Consider the following 21,835-nt stretch of genomic DNA (forward strand, 5'->3'; position numbering starts at 1 on the left):
TCATGGCAAGTTCCGCGCCGATGCCGCGCTGCGGCATCACGCCCAGCCTTCGGGCCCCTGCGCCATCGCGGTCCCATAGCGCGCGCCATGCGCCCACCCGGCGGGCAGGATCGCGTCGATCCGGGCCAGCTGATCGGCGCTCAGCGACAGGCCCGCGCCGCGGGCGATCTGACGCCAATGATCCAGGCTGCGCGATCCGGGCAGCGCGATGACATGCGGCGCGCGCGACAGCACCCATGCGATCGCCACGGCCGCCGGGCTTTCGCCCTGATCGCGCGCCCAGTCCGCAAAGGCCCGCAAACGCGGCAGGTTGCGCGCCCAGGTATCGGCCTGAAACCGCGGCATGCCGGCGCGCAGATCGCCCGGCGCAAAGCCCGCCGGGTCCGGCGGCACATCGGCAAAGACCCCCCGCCCGACCGGAGAGAACGCGACCAGCGCCGCCCCGTGACGCGCGCAGGCATCGACCATGCCCAGTTCGACCTGGCGCGACCACAGCGAATATTCCGACTGCACGGCGGCCACCGGACCGATGGCGCAGGCGCGTTCCAGCGTGGACGGCGCCACCTCGGACAGGCCGATGGCGCCGATCTTGCCCTCGTCGCGCAGGCGCATCAGCGTCTCCATCGCCTCCTCGACCGGGCGTGCGGCCTCGCGGCGGTGCAGATAATAGAGGTCGATCCGCTCGACCCCCATGCGGCGCAGCGACCGCTCCAGCGCGGCGCGCAGATAAACGGGCGAATTGTCGAAGGGATGGTCCGGATTACGGGTGATGCCCGCCTTGCTGGCGATGGTCACGCGGCCCCGGTGGCGCGCCAGGACCGGGGCCAGCATCTCCTCGGCCCCGCCTGCGCCATAGACGTCGGAGGTGTCGATATGGTCGATCCCCATGTCGATGCAGGCGTCGATCACCCGCTGGCTGTCCGCCGCATCCGCCGCGCCATAGGTGCCCTGAAGTTCATCGTCCCCAAGGCCACGGCCCCGACTTGGGGACCGCCCTGCACCAGCTGGCGCCGCGGGATCACTCGGCGTTGGCCTCGGCGCGGCTTTTCCCGGCCACGTCCAGCGCCAGCGTCGCGGCCATGAAGCGGTCCAGGTCGCCGTCCAGCACGCCCTGGGTGTCGCTGGTCTCCTCGCTGGTGCGCAGGTCCTTGACCATCTGATAGGGGTGCAGGACATAGCTGCGGATCTGGTTGCCCCAGCCCGCATCGCCCTTGGCGGCATGCTGGGCGTTCACCTCCGCGTTGCGGCGGTCCAGCTCCATCTGGTACAGGCGCGCCTTCAGCGCGGCCATGGCGTTGGCGCGGTTCTGGTGCTGCGATTTTTCCGACGACGTGACGACGATGTTGGTGGGCAGGTGGGTGATCCGCACGGCGGAATCCGTGGTGTTCACGTGCTGACCGCCGGCGCCCGACGACCGATAGGTGTCGATGCGGATGTCGCGGTCGGGAATGTCGATCTCGATATTGTCGTCGACCACCGGATAGACCCAGACGCTGCTGAACGAGGTGTGCCGCCGCGCCGCGCTGTCATAGGGGCTGATGCGCACCAGCCGGTGCACGCCCGATTCCGATTTCAGCCAGCCATAGGCGTTGTGCCCGCTGACCTTGTAGGCGGCGCTGCGGATACCGGTCTCCTCGCCCTGCGTCTCGGACAGCAGCTCGACCTCGTATCCCTTCTTCTCGGCCCAACGCACGTACATGCGCGCCAGCATCGACGCCCAGTCGCAGCTTTCCGTGCCGCCCGCGCCCGCGTTGATCTCCAGGAAGGTGTCGTTGCCATCAGCCTCGCCGTTCAGAAGCGCCTCCAGCTCCTTCTGGGCGGCCATCTTGGCCAGCGCCTTGAGGTTGCCTTCGGCCTCGGACACCAGTTCGGCGTCGCCCTCCTCCTCGGCCAGCTCGATCATCTCGGCATTGGCCGACAGGTCGCCCTCGATCCGGCGATAGGTCTCGATGGCATCCGACAGCGACTGCCGCTCGCGCATCAGCTTCTGCGCGCGGGCCGGGTCCGACCACAGGTCGCCATCCTCGATCATGGCGTTCATCTCTTCCAGGCGATGCGGCGCGGTGGTCCAGTCCAGGCGCTGGCCCAGCAGGGTCAGGGAACGGCGGATGGCCTCGATGGTGGACTGCGTCTCGGCGCGCATGGGCGGATTCCTTCGGTCAGGCGTCAGGTCCGGGGTGATACCGCGAAGGCCGCCCTTGGGCAAGACCGGCACGCCTTACGCCACGCGCGCTGCGCCATGCGCCCGCCGGTCCCGCTCCGGACGCCCCCGGACACCCCATCGACACCGCGATGGGCGGGGGGTGCGGGGGGCAGCAGGCCCCCCGCCCGTCGCGGGACGCAAACGGGCGCGCGGCCTCAGTACAGCCCGCCCGACGACATGGTGCCGAAATCGGTCCGCCCCGGAATGACCCGCCTCTCGCCGGTCGAGGTCGTGATCGCCTGCCCCCCACCGCTGGCCCCGGCTTCCCAGGGCAGGATCACCACCTCGTCGCCAAAGCCCGACACGACATAGGGCGTCAGCCAGTCGGGATCGGTGCCGTCGCGGAAATACTCGGCGATGACGTTCGGACCGGTGGCGTCGTCCGGCAGGCGCTGGCCGGTGATGCGGTCGATCTTGACCCAATAGCCGCCCGGCGGGACGGTGAACTCCGTCCCGCCATACTCGGCCACGGCCTCGCGCATGAAGGCGTTGAAGACCGGAACGCACAGCGTCCCCCCATAGGCCCGTTCGCCCAGCGAACGCGGCTGGTCATAGCCCAGATAGCAGCCCGCCACGATGTTGCTGGAATAGCCGATGAACCACACGTCCTTGGCATCGTTGGTCGTGCCGGTCTTGCCCGCGATCGGCACGGGCAGATCAACGCCCGACCCCGAACCGCGCTCGACCGCGCCCTCCAGCATCGAGGTCAGCTGATACGCCGTGACCGCGTCCATCACGCGTTCGCGGTTGGTGTCGATCACCGGCGCCTGCCCGGCGGGCATGGCCTGCATCGCGCAGGTCTCGCAGACGCGCTGGTCGTGGCGATAGACGGTGCGCCCGCGGCGGTCCTGGACGCGGTCGACCAGCGTGGGCTCGACCCGCTCGCCGCCATTGGCAAACATCGCATAGGCGGCGACCATCTTGAACAGCGTCGTCTCCTGCGCGCCCAGGGCGTTGGCCAGGAACGGCGCCAGCGTGTCATAGACGCCGAAATCCTCGGCATACTTGGCGACCCGATTCATGCCGATGTCGTCGGCAATGCGGATGGTCATCAGGTTGCGCGACTGCTCGATTCCCGTCCGCAGCGGCGTCGGCCCGTAATGGCGCCCCGACGAGTTCTGCGGTTCCCACAGGCCCTGTGGCGTGTTGATGCGGATCGGCTCGTCCACGACGATGGTCGCAGGGGTATAGTTGTTGTCCAGCGCCGCGGCATAGACGAAGGGCTTGAAGGACGATCCCGGCTGGCGCTGCGCCTGCGTGGCGCGGTTGAAGACGCTGCTCTCGTACGAGAACCCGCCCTGCATCGCCAGGACGCGGCCGGTATTGACGTCCATCGCCATGAAACCGCCCTGCACCTCCGGCACCTGGCGCAGGCTCCAGCGGTTGAAATCGGCACCATCCATCATGGCGCGGACCAGGACCACGTCGCCCACCCGCACCAGATCGCCCGCCACCTGCGCGCGCGGACCCAGCGTGCGCGTCTCGCGGTCCAGGGGCCGGGCCCATTGCACGTCGGATGCGGGGATCCAGTGACCGTCGGCGTCCTCCTCGATCCCCTCGATGCCGATGCGGGCGTCGGATGCCCCGACCTCCAGCACCACGGCCGGGTGCCAGCCCGGAATGTCGCGCGGCAGGCGCAGGTCCCACAGCGCGCCGCGCCAGCTGGCCTCGTCGGTCAGCAGTCCGGCCTCGATCACCTCTCCGGTGCCGCGCCAGACGCCGCGGTTGCGGTCGTAATCCTCCAGCGCGGTCTGCAGCGCGCTCGCCGCCTCCGACTGCAGGTCGGGATCGACGGTCGCGCGGATGGTCAGCCCCCCGCCAAAGAATTCCTCCTGGCCGAACTCCAGGCTCAGCTGGCGGCGGATCTCGTCGGTGAAATAGTCGCGCGGCGGCAGCGCACGGCGGAACGACGGATAGTCCCCGTTCTGCACCGACCGCAGCGGCAGCTTGGCCTCGGCCTCATAGGTGGCCTCGTCGATGAAGCCGTTCTGCCACATCTCGCGCAGGACATAGTTGCGCCGTTCGGTCACGCGCTCCTTGGCGGTCACGGGGTGATAGCGGCCGGGCGCCTGCGGCATGGCGGCCAGCATCGCGGCCTCGTGCGGCGCCAGTTCGGACAGCGACTTGTTGAAATAGGTCTGGGCCGCGGCGGCCACGCCAAAGCTGTTCTGACCCAGGAAGATCTCGTTCAGGTACAGCTCCAGGATCTGGTCCTTGGACAGGCTGCGCTCCAGCCGCGCGGCCAGGATCAGCTCCTTGACCTTGCGTTCCACGCTGCGGTCGCTGGACAGAAGGAAGTTCTTCATCACCTGCTGGGTGATCGTGGACGCGCCGCGCACACTGGACCCGCCCGAGACCGCGGCCTCGAAAGCGGCGGACAGAATGCCGCGCAGGTCATAGCCCGGATGGCTGTAGAAGTTCTTGTCCTCGGCGCTGACGAAGGCCTGCTTGATCAGGTCGGGCACCTCGTCGATGGGCACGAAGATGCGGCGCTCCTCGGCGAACTCGTCGATCAGCTGGCCTTCGGCGGAATAGATGCGGCTGATGGTCTTGGGCGAATACTGGGCCAGCGTCTCGTGGCTGGGCAGGTCGCGCGAATAGATCCAGAAGATGCCGCCGACGGTCAGGGCCGCAAAGAACACCCCGGTGACCACCCAGGAAAAGATCGCACCGAAGAAAGACAGGATGGGTCGCAGCACGGGGTCAGCCTTTGTCGGGGTTTCGCCGCGTCTATAGCGGCCACGGGTGCCCCGGTCAAAGCAACACTGGGTGTGTCAGTGACGAAGCAGCCCGGCGCGCGCCTGTTCGTCGCGCCACCAGCCGGTCGTGGCTTCGGCCACGGCCTCGACCATGCGGGCGCGCCATTCGGGGTCGGTCAGGTTCGCAAGGTCCGTCTGGTCCGAGATGAACCCCAGCTCCAGCAGGACAGACGCGATGTCGGGCGATTTCAGCACCGAGAACGCCGCCCCCTGCACCGGCCGCCCGTGCAGTCCGATCCCCCGCAGCGCCATGCGCGAGGTCAGCAGCCGTGCGAAGGCCTCGGACCGGGGCTGGGTGTCGGTGCGGGCGAAATCCATCAGCACCGTGGCCAGCGCGTCGTCCTGGCCGCGCAGGTCCATCCCCGCCAGCAGGTCGTCGCGCTGATGGCGCATCGTCAGCTGCTGGCCCGCCCGCGTGTCGGACGAACTGTTCCAGACATAGACCGTGGCCCCCGCCGCCTGCCCCTGCGGCAGCGCATCGGCATGCAGCGACAGCAGCAGGTGGGACCCCGACTGCCGCGCCGCGGTCATCCGGTCCTCCAGCTTGACATAGACGTCGCTGTCGCGGGTCATCGTGACCGTCACGCCCCGCGCCTGCAGGGCGGTGCGCAGCTCCTGCGCGAATGTCAGGACCAGCGCGGCCTCGGTATCGGGGCCCGCCTGCGCGCCGGGGTCAAAGCCGCCGTGGCCGGGGTCCAGCGTCACCGCCAGCCCCGTCGCGGTGGCGGGCGGCGGCAGGTCCGCCGGATCGGGCAGGTTGCGCAGCGCCGCCGCGGCCGACGGGCGCGGCGCGAAATCCTCGGGCGCGACGGGGTTCAGGGCGATGCGCAGCCGCGCCTCGGCCCCCTGGGTGCGCATCCCGGCCTCGGCCACGCGGAACGGCCCCGGCAGTTCGATCACCATCCGCGACCAGCCGCGCCGAAAGCTGCCCCACCGGATCGCAGGCGCCAGGTCCTGTCCGAACAGGTCGGCAGGGCTGCGGCCGCTCAGGTCGACGCCCTGCAGATCGACGACCAGGCGCGCGGGATCGCCGACCAGGAATGTCCGCCACGGCACCGGGCGGTCCAACGCCAGCGACAGCTCCAGCGGCTGAGGGCCAAAGGCGCGGTGCCACCAGCCTTGCGGCGCCTGCGTCAGGGACGACCCGCCCAGGATCAGCCGTGCCGGTTCCTGGGCCTGGACCGGCCCCGCCAGCAGCAGCAGGATCAGCAGCAGAAGCCTCATCTGGCCGCCATGAAGGCCGTCAGGCGGGCCAGGCCCTCGGCGATGTCCGCCGTCGCGCGGGCATAGGAAAAGCGCAGCGTGCGTGCGCCGCGGTCGGGGTCGAAATCTAGCCCCGGCGTGACCGCGACGCCCGCCTTGTCCAGGATCTCGGCCGCGAAGGCCACGGAATCGTCGGTCAGGTGCGACACGTCGGCATAGATGTAGAACGCGCCCTCGGGCGGGGCGATGCGGTCAAAGCCCGCGCGCGGCAGCCCCTCCAGCATCAGGCGGCGGTTCTCGGCATAGACGGCGCGGTTGGCCTCGGCCTCGGGGATGCAGTCCAGCGCGGCCAGGGCCGCGACCTGGCTGGCATGGGGCGGACAGATGAACAGGTTCTGGGCCAGACGCTCGACCGTGCGCACCATATCGGGCGGCACGACCATCCATCCGACCCGCCACCCCGTCATGGAAAAGTATTTGCTGAAGGAGTTTACGACCAGAACCTCATCCGTCACCTCAAGCGCGGAATGGCAACGGTCGGCATAGGACAGCCCGTGATAGATCTCGTCCGATATCACTGCCATGCCCCGCGCGGCAGCGGCCTGGGTCAGGCCCGCCAGCTCCGGCACGGTCAGCACCGTCCCCGACGGATTGCCCGGAGAGGCCAGGATAAGCCCCTGCACGTCGTCGGGCAGATCCTGTGGTCGGGGCTGATAGCGGTCCTCGGGGCGGGTCGGGATGCCGACCGGGGTCAGCGACATCGCGCGCAGGATCTGACGATAGCTGGGATAGCCCGGATAGCCCATCGCCACCCTGTCGCCCGCATCGAACAGCGCCGAAAAGGCCAGGATGAAGGCCCCGCTGCTGCCGGGCGTGACCACCACCCGCGCGGGGTCCAGATCGACCCCGTACCAGCGGCCGTACAGGTCCGCGATCCCCTGCCGCAGCGCCGGCAGGCCCAGGGCCACGGTATAGCCCAAAGGCTGTTCCAGCGCCTGCGCCAGCGCCTGTCGCGCGCCCAGAGGTGCGGGGGTGCCGGGCTGGCCGACCTCCATGTGGATGACATGGCGACCTGCCGCCTCGGCCCGGGCGGCCGCCTCCATCACGTCCATCACGATGAACGGGTCAACCTGTCCGCGCAGGGAGTGTCGCATTCGCTCGGCCTCATTTTTGCCCTGTGATAGCGCGGGACGGCGGCACGCTCCAGCCTTTAGGCAGGAGCGTGCCGTCACGCAGCCGTGTCGGCGGCGTTCTTGCCATCGCGGACGCGGCGGTCCAAGCTGTCGCCCACATCAGACCAAGGGATGCCCCATGACACGCCTGACCGCCGCCTTTTTCCTGGGGACCAGCCTGGCCCTGTCCGCGCCCGCGATGGCCTTCGACATCTCGGCCATGACCGACGATGAAAAGGCCGCCTTCGGCGAGGCGGTGCGCGACTATCTGATGGAGAACCCGCAGGTGCTGATCGAATCGATCAACGTGCTGGAGAACCGCCAGGCCCAGGATGCGGCGCAGACCGACCTGCAGCTGGTCGAAGCCAACAGCGACGCGCTGTTCGACGATGGGCACAGCTGGGTGGGCGGCAACCCGGACGGCGACCTGACCATGGTCGAGTTCATCGACTATCGCTGTGGCGTCTGCCGCCAGTTCAACGCCGAGGTCCATGACGCGGTCGAGGAAGATGGCAACATCCGTTTGATCCTGAAAGAATTTCCGATTCTTGGAGAGGAAAGTGTGCTGTCCAGCCGCTTTGCCATCTCGGTCCATCAGATCGCCGGGGACGAGGCCTATGAAAAGGCCCATGACGCGCTGATGGCCCTGCGCGCGCCTGCGACGGATGAATCGCTGCGCGGCATAGCCGAAGAGATCGGCGTCGATGCCGACGCGATCATGGCGCATATGGACACGGATGCGGTGAACACGGTCCTGCAGAAGAACCACGAGCTGGGCCAGACGATGGCGATCCAGGGGACGCCGACCTTCGTGATCGGCGACCAGATGCTGCGCGGCGTTCCGCGGGCGGGCGTGGCCCAGACCATCGCCCAGATCCGCGAAAGCATGTGATCAGTCGGCGCTGCTGCGCGAATAGACATCCTCGTAGCGGATGATGTCGTCCTCGCCCAGATAGCTGCCGGTCTGCACCTCGATCAGGACCATCGGCACCTTGCCGGGGTTCTCCATCCGGTGGACGGCGCCAAGGGGCACATAGATCGACTGGTTCTCGGTCACCAGGGTCACGCTGTCGTCGACGGTGACCCGCGCGGTGCCCGACACCACGATCCAGTGTTCCGACCGGTGGACATGGCTTTGCAGCGATAGGGCCGCACCGGGTTTCACCACGATGCGCTTGACCTGAAAGCGGTCGGCCAGGGCCAGCGTCTCGAACCAGCCCCAGGGGCGGTGGTCGCGGGGGAACGCCTCGGCCTGCTTGGCGCGCTTGGCCTTCAGCGCGGACACGGCCAGCCGCACGTCCTGCGCCCGGCCCCGGTCGGCGACCAGCACCGCGTCCGAGGTCGCCACCACCATGACGTCGCGCAGCCCGATACCCACGACCTTGAGATCGTCGCTGTCCGACCGCAGCAGCACGTCCTGACAGTCGATCGCGGTGGAATTGCCGTCGGTGACCACGCCGTGATCCGACGGCGCATGGTCCAGCGCCTCGCGCCAGACCGCGTCCCAGCCGCCCAGGTCCGACCAGCGACCCGAAAACCGCACCACGGTCAGGTTGTCGGCCTTTTCCATCACGGCATAGTCGATCGACTGATCCTCGACCCCGGCCCAGGGCGCCTTGGCCAGCCGCAAGAAACCCAGGTCCAGATGCGCCTGGTCCAGCGCCTGCTGGACCGGCTCCAGATAGGCGGGGGCGTGGGCGCGGAACGCCTCGATCATGGTGCGGGCGCTGAACAGGAAGATGCCCGCGTTCCACAGATAGTTGCCCGCCGCCAGCATCTGGCCCGCCCGATCGGCGTCAGGCTTCTCGACAAACCGCGCCAGGGGCTGCGGCCCCTCTCCGGCACCGGCCAGTTCCAGATAGCCGTAACCCGTTTCCGGGCGGTCGGGGGTGATGCCGAAGGTCACGATGCGCCCCTGCGCCGCGGCCTGGGCGCCCTGGGCCACGGTCGCGGCAAAGGCCGCGGCATCGGGGATCACGTGATCGGACGGCGCGACCAGCACCAGCCCGTCGGGATCGTCCGCCGCCACCATCAGCGCCGCCGCCAGGATCGCCGGCGCCGTGTTGCGGCCCGCGGGTTCGATCACGATGCGGCCCGGCGCGATGCCCGCCTGTTCCAGCTGTTCGGCCACGATGAAGCGGAAGTCGGAATTGGTCATCACCACAGGCGCCGCGAATCCCGCGCCCGACAGCCGCCGGGCCGAGGCCTGGAACAGCGTCTCGTCCCCGGTCAGGGCGGCGAACTGCTTGGGAAAGCTCTTGCGCGACACGGGCCACAGCCGCGTGCCCGAACCGCCCGCCATCAGCACCGGTGTAATCATCGTCATCGCAAACCCCTTGGGCGAACCCCGCCCTGTCATCATTCCTGCCGGTTGCAGCCGGTCGTTCCCGCAGTCAAGGGCCAAGCGCCGTCAGCGTCAAGTCACGCCCTGAAATCGCCGTGAAAAAGACTCCCGTGCACGGGGCCGCGCACGGGGGTCAGTCGTCGCGCGTCTGTGCGCGCTTGCTGCTGCGACGGGCCGGGCCTGTCGGTGGGGAAACGGCGCATGGGGCCGCCTTATTCCCCACCCATGCTCAGCTGCAGCCGCTGGTGCCGCCGCAGGTGTTGCATTTCATGCAGGTGCCGTTGCGGACCAGCGTGTAGTTGCCACATTCGCCGCAGGGATCGCCTTCGTATCCCTGCATCCGGGCCTTGGCGCGCAGGTCCAGCCCCGTGGCCATGCCCGTCGTGACCGCCGTCACCGATACGCCGGCCTGCAGCGCCATCAGGTCCTGCGGCATCCGCTTGCGCAGATAGCCCGCGCTGCTGATCTGCTTCAGCATGGTCAGCGATTTCAGCTCGGACGGCTGGCTGGGGCGCCCCTCGTCCTCGCCGCCGCCCATCTCGTCGAAACGCGCGCCCTCGGGGGCAACATGGGCCAGGTCGGTGCGGTCCAGATAGCTGACCGCCAGCTCGCGGAACACATAGTCCAGGATCGAGGTCGCGTTCTTGATGCTGTCATTGCCCTGCACCATGCCCGCCGGCTCGAACCGGGTGAAGGTGAAGGCGTCCACGAACTCCTCCAGCGGCACGCCGTATTGCAGGCCCACCGACACGGCGATGGCAAAGTTGTTCATCATCGCCCGGAAGCCTGCGCCTTCCTTGTGCATGTCGATGAAGATCTCGCCCAGCTTGCCGTCGTCATATTCGCCGGTGCGCAGATAGACCTTGTGACCGCCGACGATGGCCTTCTGGGTGTACCCCTTGCGGCGCTGCGGCAGCTTCTCGCGGTTCGACCGGATGATCTCCTTGACGATGACGCGCTCGACGATCTTCTCGGCCAGGACGCGGGCCTTGTCGTGGGTGGACCCGTGGGCCAGGATCTCCTCGGCCTCCTCGTCGTCGTCGATCAGGGCGCTGGCCAGCGGCTGGCTCAGCTTGGAGCCGTCGCGATAGAGGGCGTTGGCCTTGATCCCCAGGCTGTGCGACAGCTCGTACGCCGCCAGCGTGTCCGCGATGGTCGCGCTGGAGGGCATATTGATCGTCTTGCTGATTGCCCCGGAAATGAAGCTTTGCGCGGCGGCCATCATGTGGATGTGGCTTTCCACCGACAGATAGCGCGTGCCGGTCTTGCCGCAGGGATTGGCGCAGTCGAATACGGGCAGATGCTCGGCCCGCAGATGCGGCGCGCCTTCCAGCGTCATCGTCCCGCAGACATGGTCGTTGGCCGCGTCGATCTGCGCCCGGCTGAAGCCCAGATGGCGCAGCAGGTCGAAGCTGGGGTCCGACAGCTTGTCCGCCGGGATGCCCAGGGTGCCGCGGCAGAAATCCTCTCCCAGCGTCCACTGGTTGAAGACGAAGCGGATGTCGAAGGCCGACGGCAGGGCCGCCTCGACCTTGGCGATCTCGGCCGCGCCGAAGCCGTGACCGGCCAGCGATGCATGGTTGATGGCGGGGCAGTTGCCCAAGGTGGCGTGGCCCACCGCGTGGCCCACGATCTCCTCGATCTGCGCGGCCGCATAGCCCAGCTTTTCCAGCGCCGCCGGGACCGACTGGTTGATGATCTTGAAATAGCCGCCGCCCGCCAGCTTCTTGAACTTGACCAGGGCAAAGTCCGGCTCGATCCCGGTCGTGTCGCAATCCATCACCAGGCCGATCGTGCCGGTGGGCGCGATGACGGTGGTCTGGGCGTTCCGGAAGCCGTGCGCCTGGCCCAGGGCCAGTGCCTCGTCCCAAGCTGCGCGGGCCAGATCGACCAGGCCGGCATCCGGGCAGTTCGCGGCGTCCAGCGCCACGGGGGCGACGTTCACGCCCTCACACGCCGTACCATGCGCCGCGGCGCGGTGGTTGCGGATCACGCGCAGCATGTGGTCGGCGTTGCGGGCATGGCCCGGGAACGCGCCCAGTTCCGCCGCCATCCGCGCGCTGGTCGCATAGGCCGTGCCGGTCATGATCGCCGACAGCGCCCCGCAGATCGCTCGGCCCTGGTCGCTGTCATAGCCCAGGCCCATGTTCATCAGCAGACCGCCTATATTGGCATAGCCCAGCCCCAGCGTGCGGAAGTCATAGCTGCGCTGCGCGATCTCGCGCGAGGGGAACTGCGCCATCAGCACGCTGATCTCCAGCGTGACGGTCCACAGCCGGCTGGCATGGACATAGGCGTCGGCGTCGAACCGGCCGTCGGTCCAGAAGGTCAGCAGATTCATGGACGCCAGGTTGCAGGCGGTGTCGTCCAGGAACATGTATTCGCTGCACGGGTTCGACCCGCGGATCGGCCCGTCCTCGGGGCAGGTGTGCCAGGCGTTGACCGTGTCGTGGAACTGGATGCCCGGATCGGCGCAGGCCCAGGCCGCATGGCCGATCTGGTCCCACAGATCGCGCGCAGACACGGTCTTGGCGACCGTGCCGTCGGTGCGGCGGATCAGCTCCCACGGCGCATCCTCGCGCACCGCGCGCAGGAAGGCATCCGTCACCCGGACCGAGTTGTTCGAGTTCTGGCCCGAGACCGACACATAGGCCTCGGAATCCCAGTCCGTGTCATAGGTCGGGAACTCGATGCTGTCGAAGCCCTGGCGCGCGTATTGCAGCACGCGGTTCACATAGGTCTCGGGGATCATCGCGCGCTTGGCGCTGCGGATCGCGGCCTTCAGGGCGTCGTTGCGGGCCGGATCGACTTCTCCGCCGCCGGTGCGGATCGCCGCGAAGATGCCGTTCAGCTCACGCTCGTGCAGCTTGGAGCCGGCAACCAGGGACGCGACCTTCTGCTCCTCGATCACCTTCCAGTTCACAAAGGCCTCGATGTCGGGATGGTCCATGTCGCAGATGACCATCTTGGCCGCGCGGCGCGTCGTGCCGCCCGACTTGATCGCACCCGCGGCCCGGTCGCCGATCTTCAGGAATCCCATCAGGCCCGACGACTTGCCGCCGCCGGACAGCCGCTCACCCTCGCCGCGCAGCGACGAGAAGTTGGTGCCGGTGCCGCTGCCGTACTTGAACAGGCGCGCCTCGCGGACCCACAGGTCCATGATGCCGCCCTCGTTCACCAGGTCGTCGCTGACCGACTGGATGAAGCAGGCATGCGGCTGGGGATGCTCATAGGCGCTGGTCGATGCAGTCAGCGTGGCCGTCTTGTGATCGACATAGAAATGTCCCTGCCCCGGCCCGTCGATGCCATAGGCCCAATGCAGGCCGGTGTTGAACCATTGCGGGCTGTTGGGCGCACCCATCTGGCGGGCCAGCATGTGGCGCATCTCGTCCAGATAGGCGCGGGCATCGGCCTCGGTGGTGAAATAGCCGCCCTTCCAGCCCCAATAGGTCCAGGCCCCCGCCAGGCGGTCAAAGACCTGCGCGGCGCTGGTCTCTCCGCCGAACCGGGCGTCCTCGGGCAGGTCGGCCATTGCGGCATGGTCGGGAACGTGGCGCCACAGGAATTCGGGCACGCCCTTTTCGCGGACGGGCTTCAGCCGCGCGGGAACGCCGGCGCGGCGAAAGTATTTCTGGGCGATGACGTCGCTTGCGACCTGGCTCCAGCCCTCGGGGACCTCGACCGCGTCGTTGCGAAAGACCACCGTGCCGTCCGGATTGCGGATCTCGCTGAGGGTGGTGGTGAACGCGATGCCGCCATAGGCCCCGCCGGTTTCCGTGGTAAAGCGCCGCTCGAACTTCATCCTGCTTGTCCTTCCGGTCCCCTGCGCGCAGCCGCGATCCGCCCGTGCAGGGCGCGTCCGCCCAGGGGACGGCCGTCAGATCAGGACTGCTGCGACGTTCCTGTGGTCGCCCCCGATAGGACCACCACATCTTGTGCCACACTGGCGATTGCCCACAAACTGCCGCCGCTTCGATACTGTTTCAACCGAATTTTTTAGCGATCGGCCCCGCGAAGGCCGTTGACAGACCGCCCCTTGGCTGCGTGCGGGATTCGCGCACAGAGACGTGCAGGAACAGCCGGTGCACGTGGCATAAGGTGTCAAAAACCACGTCCGAACAGTCCCTTGCCGACCGCATTCCACGACTTGTCCACAGGCTTATCTGCAATTCATCCCCCGGTTGCGCACAGCCGATGCAGATCTGCCACGCCCGGCGGAAATCAGCGCATGGGCGTCAGGACACCATCATCGGTCACGATCAGGTCCAGCGGCTGGTCCGTCGGCTCGGCCGGGATCAGGTCCAGCTGCTGGCAGGCATAGGCCAGCCCGATCGCCGTCACCGGGCCAGATTTTCGCAATGATTCCAACGTCCTGTCATAGAAACCGCCGCCATAGCCAAGGCGGTTTCCCTGCCGGTCGAACCCCGCCAGCGGAACGATCAGCACGCGGGGCGTCAGCACCTCGGCCGAATCGGCCGGGTGCGCCGTGCCGAAGGGTCCGGGCACCAGCGCTTCGCCGCGCCAGCGGCGAAAGACCAGCGGGCGCGCCTTGCAGGTCACCACCGGCAGCACCAGCGGCCCGTCATGCGCGGCCATCGCGGCGCGGGGATCGGCCTCGTCGCGCATGGGCCAGTATCCGGCCAGAACCGTGCCCGCGTGTGGTGCCAGCGTCGCGATCAGGTTGCGCGACAGGGCCTGCCCGTCGCCGCCCGCCGCACGGGCCGCCAGCGCCTGCGCGCGCAGGCGGGCCTTGTCCGCGGTCACAGCAGCACCGCCGTGGCCAGCCCCAGGAAGGCCAGGAAACCGATGACGTCGGTCATCATGGTCACGAAGGTTCCAGACGCCAGCGCGGGGTCCGCGCCCAGCTTGTTCAGGCCAAGCGGGATCAGGATGCCAGCCAGCGCGGCCACCAGCAGATTGATGATCATCGCCGACCCGATCACTGCCGCCAGACCCGGATCGCGGAACCAGACCCAGGTGATCGCAGCCATGATGACCCCGAAGAACACCCCGTTGGTCAGCCCCACGATGACCTCGCGCCGGACGACGCGCAGGGCGTTGGCCCGGCTGAGGTCGCGCGTCGCAAGGCCGCGCACCGCAACGGTCAGCGTCTGCGTCCCCGCATTGCCCCCCATCGACGCCACGATCGGCATCAGCACGGCCAAAGCCACCAGCTGGGCGATGGCGTCCTCGAAGAAGGCGATGACGCTGGCGGCGGCCAGGGCGGTGACGATGTTGGTGGCAAGCCACGGCACGCGCTGGCGCACCGTCTGCATCACGCTGTCCGAGATGCTGGATTCGTCGCCCACCCCGGCCAGGCGCAGGATGTCCTCCTCGTGCTCCTCGTCCAGGACCTGCATCGCGTCGTCGATGGTGATGACGCCCACCAGGCGGTCATCGCGGTCCACGACGGGGGCAGAGATCAGGTGATACTGGTTGAAGACATAGGCGACCTCGGCCTCTTCGGCAAAGGCGCTGATGGTGCGAAAGCTGTCCTCGGCCAGCTCGCGCAGCGTGGCGTCGCTGCGCGATGCCAGCAGGCGACCCAGCGTGACATAGCCCACCGGATGGCGGCGGGGATCGACCAGGACGATGTGATAGAACTGTTCGGGCAGCCATTCCTCGGCGCGCAGGAACTGGATGGCGCGGGCCACGGTCCAATGCTCGGGCGCGGTGACGACCTCGGACTGCATCAGGCGGCCGGCGGAATATTCGGGATAGGCCAGCGACTGCTGGACCGCCGCGCGGTCGCCCGCATCCAGCGCGGCCAGGATCAGCGCCCGCTCGGCGTCGTCCAGGTCCTCGACCAGGTCGACGACGTCGTCGCTGTCCATCTCGCGGACGGCATCGTCCAGGACCGCGCGGGGCAGCTGCTCCAGCACCTCCTCGCGGATGGATTCGTCGATCTCGGACAGGACATCGCCGTCGATGCCGTCGGCATAAAGCGTCAGGAAGGCGCGGCGGTCGCCGGGGGTCAGCCGCTCGATCAGGTCGGCGATGTCGGCCGGGTGCATCGGCTCCAGGGCCGCGTCCAGTGCGGCGCGGTCGCCGGCCTCGACCGCCGCGTCGACGCGGTCCAGCAGATCGTCGGTTTCGGTCGCGCGGTTTTCGTCGGCCATGCTGCCCCCTGCGTTCTTGTCGTGTCAGCCGTTCAGCAGATCCAGCGCCGCGCGGTGCAGCGCCTCGGACGCGGCGGCGATCACCTGACCGCCCTGGGCGGCGGACCCGCCCTGCCAGTCGGTCACGATGCCGCCCGCGGCCTGCACCACCGCCAGCGGACCCGCGATGTCATAGGATTGCAGCCCCGCCTCGATCACCAGATCGACCTGGCCCAAGGCCAGCAGGCCATAGGCGTAGCAGTCCAGCCCGTATCGCGTCAGCCGCGCCCGGTCGGCCACACGGCGAAAGGCCGTGGCCTCGGCCGCCGTGCCGATTTCGGGAAAGGTCGTCAGCAGCGTCGCGCGCTCCAGCGGCGTGCCGCCGCGCACGCCCAGCGCCCGTTCGCCCGCGGCCGAGATCAGCCGGGCATGGCCAAGCCCGCCCTCGAACCGCTCGCCGACATAGGGCTGGTCGATCAGGCCATAGATGACGTCCCGCCCGTCGGACAGGCCGATCAGCACGCCCCAGCTGGCCGCCCCGCACAGGAACGCGCGCGTGCCGTCAATCGGATCCAGGATCCAGGTCAGCCCGCTGGTGCCGGGGGTCGCGCCATATTCCTCGCCCAGGATGGCGTCATCGGGCCGCTCGCGCGCCAGCACGTCGCGCATCGCGCGTTCGGCATCGCGGTCGGCCTGGGTCACCGGGTCGAAATCGGCCGGCCGTTTGTTGTCGGCCGCCAGATCCGCGTGGCGGAACCACGGCAGGATCGCCCGACGGGCAGCGTCTGCCATCAGATGCGCGGTGCGGGTGATCTGGTCTGCGTCCTGCATGCGGCCCCCTGCGTGTCGTCACGCCGGGTGTAGCCTGTCATGCGCCGGGGGACCAGCGGTCAAAGGGGGCCGTCGTCCGGCGGTCAAGCGGCGCGGGACGGCGGCAGGGTCATCCGCCTTCTGGCGGTCAGGCCTTTCAGGCCGCGTCGGACAGGACGCGGGCCAGCTCGAAGATCTGGCGACGCTGCGCCTCGGGCATGGCGTAATAGGCGCGCACCAGCTGCAGCGCTTCCTTGTCGGCGAAGATGTCGCCTTCGACCACGCCGGGAACCTCGCCCTCGGACAGGCCCTCGAAAAAGAAGCTGACCGGAACGTCGACCGCCCGCGCAATGTCCCACAGACGCGAGGCCGAGACGCGGTTCATGCCGGTCTCGTACTTCTGGATCTGCTGGAACTTGATGCCGACCTTGTCGGCGAGTTGCTGTTGAGTCATGCCAATCATCCAGCGACGATGGCGGATACGCTTACCAACGTGAACATCTACACTATGCTTCATTGCCCCAACCTTTTGCAATCTCAGGATGCTCTAGCCCGGAAAGGCACAATTTTCGAGTGTCAACTTGGTTAATCGGGGCTTTCCTGACCATAAAGACAGGTCCAGGGGTGTCCTTGCGGCCATATCGGCATCGCGTTGACTTGGCCAGCGGGGATGCGAACGTGCAGACAACATCCGAGGGCCACAATACATGTCACAAATGATTCGCGCAGCCTTCATCTCGGCCTTGGGTCAGGACCCGGTGATCCGGGATGTTCCGCCCCCCGTGGCCCGTCCCGATCAGGTGCTTTTGCGCATGGGCGCGGCGGCATTGAATTTTGCCGACCTGCTCAAGGCCAAGGGACAGTACCAGGAACCGGCCGATCCGCCCTTCGTGCCGGGGCTGGAGGGGGCGGGCACCGTCCTCTCAGCGCCTGCCGGATCGGGCCTGGTTGCCGGCACACGCGTGGTCGTTTCGGCACCGGGCACGATGTCGCAGGTGATGGCGGTCGATCCGGGGGCCGTCCAGGCCATTCCGGACGCCATGACGCTGGAGCAGGCGGCGGGCTTTCAGGTGGCTTATGGGACAAGTCACCTGGCCTTGGCCGGGCGCGGCGCGCTGCAGGCGGGACAGACGCTGGTCGTTCTGGGGGCCGCGGGCGGGGTCGGGCTGACCGCGGTGCAGATCGGCGCGGCGATGGGCGCGCGGGTGATCGGCATCGCGCGCGGCGCCGACAAGGTCAATGTGGTCCGCCAGGCGGGCGCATCCGACGTGATCGACAGCGCCACCTGCCCCGATCTGCGCGCGGCGCTGCGCGATCTTGGCAGCGCGGACGTGGTCTATGACCCCGTGGGCGCCGAACCGGGCGAGGCGGCGTTCCGCGCCCTGCGTCCCGGCGGGCGGTTCCTGGTCATCGGTTTTGCCGGCGGCCGCCCCCCGGTGCTGCCGCTGAACCACGCGCTGGTCAAGAACATCGCCATCCACGGCTTCTACTGGGGCGGCTATCGCGGGCTGGACCCGCAGGCGCTGCGGGACAGCATCGACGCGCTGTTCGACCTGTTCCGCGCGGGCCGGCTGGACCCTGTCGCGGGCGCCACCCTGCCCCTGGACGATCTGGCCCAGGGCTACGTCATGCTGAGAGAGCGGCGCAGCATCGGCAAAGTGGTCATCACGCTGTGATCCCGACGCATTTGAGCCAAGCGCGGCATTGAAAAATCCCGCCTTTCCACCGATATTGGACCCAAGCCGGCACTGCGTCGGCATGCCTTCCAAGGGAGACATCGATGGCAGATTACAACACGTACCGTACCGCGCAGGGCGTAGGCCACCGCACGGCGGCGGTCGACCAGGGCCTGCGGGCCTACATGAACAAGGTTTATGGGCTGATGGCGGTCGGCATGGGTGTAACCGCCGCGACCGCCTATGGCACAGCGACCGCCGCCATGACCAACCCGGCCGTGGCCAACACGCTGTACAACTCGCCTCTGCGGTGGGTGATCATGTTCGCGCCGCTGCTGATGGTGTTCGCCTTCGGCGCGGCCCTGAACCGGCTGTCCGTCTCGGCGGCGACCGGGGTCTTCTACGCCTTCGCGGCGCTGATGGGCGTCTCGATCAGCTCGATCTTCCTGGTGTATACCGGGGTGTCGATCGTCCAGACCTTCCTGGTCACGGCCATCGCCTTCGCGGGCCTGTCCCTGTGGGGCTATACTACCAAGAAGGACCTGTCGGGCTGGGGCACGTTCCTGCTGATGGGCCTGATCGGCCTGATCGTCGCGTCGATCGTGAACATCTTCATCGCCTCCTCGGCCATGCAGTTCGCGATCTCGGTCATCGGCGTGCTGATCTTTGCGGGCCTGACCGCTTATGACACGCAGAACATCAAGAACACCTACCTGCAGATGCAGGGGTCGGGTGCGGATTTCCTGGGCAAGTCCGCCATCATGGGCGCGCTGAAGCTGTACCTGGACTTCCTGAACCTGTTTATGTTCCTGCTGTCCTTCATGGGCAACCGCGAATAATCCAACGCACCTGCGACATGAAAAAAGGCCCCCTTTCGGGGGCCTTTTGCTTTTGAATGGCGGGGTCTCAGGCGGCCTGCCGGACCGGCGGCAGGGACGATGCCGCCTCGGCCGCGATCTCGAAGCTGCGCAGCCGGGCCGTGTGATCGTGGATCTGGCCGGTCAGGATCACCTCGTCGGGGCGATAGGTCTCGACCAGACGCGACAGCTGGTCGCGGACGCGCTCGCGGTCGCCTACGGCACTGACGCGCAGCGCACCGTCGACGGCTTGGCGCATCTGCGCGCCGATCTCGGCGTCGATGTCGCGGACCGGGCGCGGCAGCTTGCCGGGCTGGCCGGTCCGCAGGCGCGCGAAGGCCAGCTGCATCGTCGTGCGCAGATAGGCGGCCTCTCCGGCATCGTCGGCGGCAAAGACGTTCGCCGCCAGCACCGCATAGGGCTTCTGCCCCCAGGGCGAGGGTCGGAACCGTTCGCGATAGATGCTCAGCGCCTGTTCCAGCTGTTCGGGCGCGAAGTGGCTGGCAAACGCATAGGGCAGGCCCAGATGCGCCGCCAGCTGCGCGCCGAACAGGCTGCTGCCCAGGATCCAGACGGGGATGTTCGTCCCCTCTCCGGGCAGCGCGCGGACGGCCGCGCCCGCGCGTTCAGGGCCCAGATAGTCCAGCAGCTCGACCACGTCCTGCGGAAAGCTGTCGGCCATCGGATCGCGGCGCAGGGCGCGGATCACCGCGCCGTCACCCCCGGGCGCGCGGCCCAGGCCCAGGTCGATGCGGTCGGGAAAGGCCGTGGCCAGGGTCCCGAAGGCCTCGGCCACGGTCAGCGGCGCGTGATTGGGCAGCATGATGCCGCCCGCCCCCACGCGGATCGTCCTGGTCGCCTGTGCGACCAGTCCGATCAGGACCGCGGTCGCGGCGCTGGCGATGCCGGGCATGTTGTGATGCTCGGCCAACCAGAAGCGGTGATAGCCCCAGCCCTCGGCATGTTGGGCAAGGTCGATCGTGTTGCGGATGGCGTCCTGCGCCGTGGACCCTTCGGGAACCGGCGACAGGTCGAGAACGGAATAGGGAAGATGCTGTGTCATTCCCTTGATCTAGGCCGCCTGCCCCGCTTTGCAATGACGGGACAGGACATATCAGGCAGTCGTTCAGGCCATCTTGCGCAGATAGGTCCAGGTCGGCACCCGGCCGCCCCGCGCGACGGACCAGCTTTCGGCATCGCCCAGATAGACGAAGCCGCAATTGGTCAGCACCCGGGCCGATCCCGGATTGTCCTGAAACGCCTCGGCGAACAGGGTCCGTGCCCCGTGCGGGTTCGCCGCGACAAGGGCCGCCACGGCCTCGGTCGCGAAGCCGGTGTTCCAGAAGCCCGCGCCGATCCAGAAGCCCAGTTCCGACTGCGACCCCTCCATGCGGGTCAGCGACACGACGCCCAGCAGTTCGGCCAGCTTGTGGTCCGACCCGTCGATGGCCCAGACATCCTCGGACCGATCCGCGGCTAGGGAGCGGGCGACGAAACTCTCGGCGGCGCCGCGGGGCAAGGGATGGGGGATGGCGCGCGTGCCTTCGGCCACGCGTCGGTCGGCGGTGTAATGTTCGATCAGGCCGGCATCAGAGGCGCGCAGCGGTCGCAGCGTGAAGCGCTCTGTCGCGATCACGGGCTGGGCCGGGCCATCGGCCAAGACGGGCGCAAGGTCGTCCAGACGACTCCCCTCGCGCATGGGTGCAGACATCACCATGTTTCCTCCCCAAGAGACCGATCAATAAATGTGACGATAAAACGGTTCGGGGGACCGGCTCTCGCCGATCCCCCCTTAGCATCAGAATATTACGCTAAGGTTACTCGGCTGCTTCCAGCTCGGCGGGGACGATCGAAATGAACGTCCGGCCCTTCAGGCCCTTCTTGAAGCTCACATGGCCGTCGGTCAGCGCGAACAGGGTGTGATCCTTGCCCATGCCGACGTTCACGCCCGGCCACCAGGTGGTGCCGCGCTGACGTGCGATGATGTTGCCCGCGATGGCGGCCTGGCCACCGAACAGCTTGACGCCAAGACGGCGTCCCGCGCTGTCGCGGCCGTTGCGGGAAGAACCGCCTGCTTTCTTATGTGCCATGGGTCGTTCTCCTTAGGCTTCAGCGGCGTCTTTGGCCGGTTTCTTGGTCTTGGCGGGCGCATCGGCGGCCTCGACCTTCGTGCGGGCGCCGACGGCGGTCTTGACGCCGGTCTTGTCCGCACCCTTCTCCAGCACGTCGGTGACGCGCAGCAGCGTCAGCTGCTGGCGGTGACCGCGGGTCCGCTGCGAGCTGTGCTTGCGGCGGCGCTTGACATAGGTGATGACCTTGTCGGCCTTGATCTGCTCGATCACGGTGGCCTGCACGCAGGCACCGGCGACCAGGGGCGCACCCAGGGTCGAACCGACCATCAGCACATCGTTGAACTGGACCGTATCGCCAGCCGCGGCATTCAGCTTTTCAACGCGCAGGACGTCGCCCGCCTGCACCTTGTACTGCTTGCCGCCAGTTTTCAGAACCGCGAACATCGCTTTCTTCCTTCATCACCGCGTCCTGCGGCCCCGACAATGTCGGCGTTGGGGGGCGAACCCCGCCTTCGGACGGCGCACCCTTGTGCGGGTGTCGTTAAAAACAATCGACCGGCCAAGGGCGGATGCCCTGCCGGTGCGCTGCATTTGCCCGATCTGGGCCCGCCTGTCAAGGCCGGTGCGATGGTGCGGAACCC

17 protein-coding genes and 1 pseudogene are annotated in these 21,835 nt (G+C 68.1%); 3 read left to right on the forward strand and 15 right to left on the reverse strand.

Features of this window, described 5'->3' with window-relative positions; translation table 11 throughout:
* Window positions 1–36 precede the first annotated feature (36 nt).
* The 5 genes and pseudogenes from SY26_RS04410 to SY26_RS04430 form a co-directional block, all read right to left on the reverse strand.
* A pseudogene (locus tag SY26_RS04410) lies at window positions 37–912 on the reverse strand (aldo/keto reductase); the annotation flags it as partial.
* A 106-nt stretch (window positions 913–1,018) separates the two neighbouring features.
* Window positions 1,019–2,143, reverse strand: a complete 1,125-nt coding sequence (prfB, locus tag SY26_RS21795; RefSeq protein ID WP_045999394.1) for a peptide chain release factor 2 — start codon at window positions 2,141–2,143, stop codon at window positions 1,019–1,021.
* Window positions 2,144–2,358: 215 nt separating this feature from the next.
* Window positions 2,359–4,902: a penicillin-binding protein 1A gene (locus SY26_RS04420; protein ID WP_045999395.1), complete on the reverse strand. Its 2,544-nt coding sequence runs from the start codon at window positions 4,900–4,902 to the stop codon at window positions 2,359–2,361.
* Between the two features lie 75 nt (window positions 4,903–4,977).
* On the reverse strand, window positions 4,978–6,186 hold the full coding sequence (locus SY26_RS04425; protein ID WP_045999396.1) for an N-acetylmuramoyl-L-alanine amidase: 1,209 nt from the start codon (window positions 6,184–6,186) through the stop codon (window positions 4,978–4,980).
* Window positions 6,183–7,319, reverse strand: a complete 1,137-nt coding sequence (locus SY26_RS04430) for a pyridoxal phosphate-dependent aminotransferase (RefSeq protein ID WP_045999397.1) — start codon at window positions 7,317–7,319, stop codon at window positions 6,183–6,185. The genes SY26_RS04425 and SY26_RS04430 overlap by 4 nt, the downstream gene beginning before the upstream one ends.
* Before the next feature lie 157 nt (window positions 7,320–7,476).
* On the opposite strand from SY26_RS04430, the gene SY26_RS04435 reads away from it, so the two are divergent.
* Window positions 7,477–8,229, forward strand: a complete 753-nt coding sequence (locus SY26_RS04435) for a DsbA family protein (protein WP_045999398.1) — start codon at window positions 7,477–7,479, stop codon at window positions 8,227–8,229.
* Here the strand turns inward: SY26_RS04435 and SY26_RS04440 are convergent, their stop codons facing one another.
* The 6 genes from SY26_RS04440 to SY26_RS04465 all read right to left on the reverse strand — a co-directional run bounded on the left by SY26_RS04440 (window position 8,230) and on the right by SY26_RS04465 (window position 17,106).
* Entirely contained in the window at window positions 8,230–9,663 is a 1,434-nt protein-coding gene (locus tag SY26_RS04440; RefSeq protein ID WP_045999676.1) for a mannose-1-phosphate guanylyltransferase/mannose-6-phosphate isomerase, read from the reverse strand.
* A gap of 247 nt (window positions 9,664–9,910) precedes the next feature.
* The gene (locus tag SY26_RS04445; protein ID WP_045999399.1) at window positions 9,911–13,483 is read right to left on the reverse strand and encodes a vitamin B12-dependent ribonucleotide reductase; all 3,573 of its coding nucleotides are present in this window, start codon (window positions 13,481–13,483) and stop codon (window positions 9,911–9,913) included.
* 419 nt (window positions 13,484–13,902) lie between these two features.
* Entirely contained in the window at window positions 13,903–14,445 is a 543-nt protein-coding gene (locus SY26_RS04450) for a 5-formyltetrahydrofolate cyclo-ligase (RefSeq protein ID WP_045999400.1), read from the reverse strand.
* A complete protein-coding gene (gene mgtE, locus SY26_RS04455; RefSeq protein ID WP_045999401.1) occupies window positions 14,442–15,800 on the reverse strand; it encodes a magnesium transporter in 1,359 nt (452 codons plus the stop codon). Before mgtE ends, SY26_RS04450 begins: the two co-directional genes overlap by 4 nt.
* 24 nt (window positions 15,801–15,824) lie before the next feature.
* Window positions 15,825–16,610, reverse strand: a complete 786-nt coding sequence (locus tag SY26_RS04460) for an inositol monophosphatase family protein (RefSeq protein WP_045999402.1) — start codon at window positions 16,608–16,610, stop codon at window positions 15,825–15,827.
* Between the two features lie 136 nt (window positions 16,611–16,746).
* The gene (locus SY26_RS04465) at window positions 16,747–17,106 is read right to left on the reverse strand and encodes a helix-turn-helix domain-containing protein (protein WP_042244532.1); all 360 of its coding nucleotides are present in this window, start codon (window positions 17,104–17,106) and stop codon (window positions 16,747–16,749) included.
* 190 nt (window positions 17,107–17,296) lie between these two features.
* Between SY26_RS04465 and SY26_RS04470 the strand changes: the two genes are divergently transcribed.
* Window positions 17,297–18,265: an NADPH:quinone oxidoreductase family protein gene (locus tag SY26_RS04470; RefSeq protein ID WP_084693673.1), complete on the forward strand. Its 969-nt coding sequence runs from the start codon at window positions 17,297–17,299 to the stop codon at window positions 18,263–18,265.
* 104 nt (window positions 18,266–18,369) lie between these two features.
* Entirely contained in the window at window positions 18,370–19,104 is a 735-nt protein-coding gene (locus SY26_RS04475) for a Bax inhibitor-1/YccA family protein (protein WP_045999403.1), read from the forward strand.
* 67 nt (window positions 19,105–19,171) lie between these two features.
* On the opposite strand, the gene SY26_RS04480 is transcribed toward SY26_RS04475, so the two are convergent.
* From SY26_RS04480 to rplU, 4 genes are all read right to left on the reverse strand, one after another.
* On the reverse strand, window positions 19,172–20,185 hold the full coding sequence (locus tag SY26_RS04480; RefSeq protein WP_045999404.1) for an LLM class flavin-dependent oxidoreductase: 1,014 nt from the start codon (window positions 20,183–20,185) through the stop codon (window positions 19,172–19,174).
* A gap of 63 nt (window positions 20,186–20,248) precedes the next feature.
* On the reverse strand, window positions 20,249–20,833 hold the full coding sequence (locus SY26_RS04485) for a GNAT family N-acetyltransferase (protein ID WP_232303256.1): 585 nt from the start codon (window positions 20,831–20,833) through the stop codon (window positions 20,249–20,251).
* A 106-nt stretch (window positions 20,834–20,939) separates the two neighbouring features.
* Entirely contained in the window at window positions 20,940–21,212 is a 273-nt protein-coding gene (gene rpmA, locus SY26_RS04490) for a 50S ribosomal protein L27 (protein WP_045999405.1), read from the reverse strand.
* Window positions 21,213–21,224: 12 nt separating this feature from the next.
* Window positions 21,225–21,638 (reverse strand): 50S ribosomal protein L21, encoded by a 414-nt coding sequence (rplU, locus tag SY26_RS04495; RefSeq protein WP_045999406.1) that lies wholly within the window; start codon window positions 21,636–21,638, stop codon window positions 21,225–21,227.
* Window positions 21,639–21,835 lie beyond the last annotated feature (197 nt).

This window comes from Paracoccus sp. 228, from assembly GCF_000967825.1.
In the GTDB taxonomy this organism is placed as follows: domain Bacteria; phylum Pseudomonadota; class Alphaproteobacteria; order Rhodobacterales; family Rhodobacteraceae; genus Paracoccus; species Paracoccus marcusii.

What these genes read in the sequence shown, in the direction of transcription:
- prfB (WP_045999394.1), bottom strand. Translation starts at nt 2,143, where the DNA reads ATGCGCGCCGAGACGCAGTCCACCATCGAGGCCATCCGCCGTTCCCTG.
- SY26_RS04425 (WP_045999396.1), bottom strand. Translation starts at nt 6,186, where the DNA reads ATGAGGCTTCTGCTGCTGATCCTGCTGCTGCTGGCGGGGCCGGTCCAG.
- SY26_RS04430 (WP_045999397.1), bottom strand. Translation starts at nt 7,319, where the DNA reads ATGCGACACTCCCTGCGCGGACAGGTTGACCCGTTCATCGTGATGGAC.
- SY26_RS04435 (WP_045999398.1), top strand. Translation starts at nt 7,477, where the DNA reads ATGACACGCCTGACCGCCGCCTTTTTCCTGGGGACCAGCCTGGCCCTG.
- SY26_RS04440 (WP_045999676.1), bottom strand. Translation starts at nt 9,663, where the DNA reads ATGACGATGATTACACCGGTGCTGATGGCGGGCGGTTCGGGCACGCGG.
- SY26_RS04445 (WP_045999399.1), bottom strand. Translation starts at nt 13,483, where the DNA reads ATGAAGTTCGAGCGGCGCTTTACCACGGAAACCGGCGGGGCCTATGGC.
- mgtE (WP_045999401.1), bottom strand. Translation starts at nt 15,800, where the DNA reads ATGGCCGACGAAAACCGCGCGACCGAAACCGACGATCTGCTGGACCGC.
- SY26_RS04460 (WP_045999402.1), bottom strand. Translation starts at nt 16,610, where the DNA reads ATGCAGGACGCAGACCAGATCACCCGCACCGCGCATCTGATGGCAGAC.
- SY26_RS04465 (WP_042244532.1), bottom strand. Translation starts at nt 17,106, where the DNA reads ATGAAGCATAGTGTAGATGTTCACGTTGGTAAGCGTATCCGCCATCGT.
- SY26_RS04470 (WP_084693673.1), top strand. Translation starts at nt 17,297, where the DNA reads ATGTCACAAATGATTCGCGCAGCCTTCATCTCGGCCTTGGGTCAGGAC.
- SY26_RS04475 (WP_045999403.1), top strand. Translation starts at nt 18,370, where the DNA reads ATGGCAGATTACAACACGTACCGTACCGCGCAGGGCGTAGGCCACCGC.
- SY26_RS04480 (WP_045999404.1), bottom strand. Translation starts at nt 20,185, where the DNA reads ATGACACAGCATCTTCCCTATTCCGTTCTCGACCTGTCGCCGGTTCCC.
- SY26_RS04485 (WP_232303256.1), bottom strand. Translation starts at nt 20,833, where the DNA reads ATGTCTGCACCCATGCGCGAGGGGAGTCGTCTGGACGACCTTGCGCCC.
- rpmA (WP_045999405.1), bottom strand. Translation starts at nt 21,212, where the DNA reads ATGGCACATAAGAAAGCAGGCGGTTCTTCCCGCAACGGCCGCGACAGC.
- rplU (WP_045999406.1), bottom strand. Translation starts at nt 21,638, where the DNA reads ATGTTCGCGGTTCTGAAAACTGGCGGCAAGCAGTACAAGGTGCAGGCG.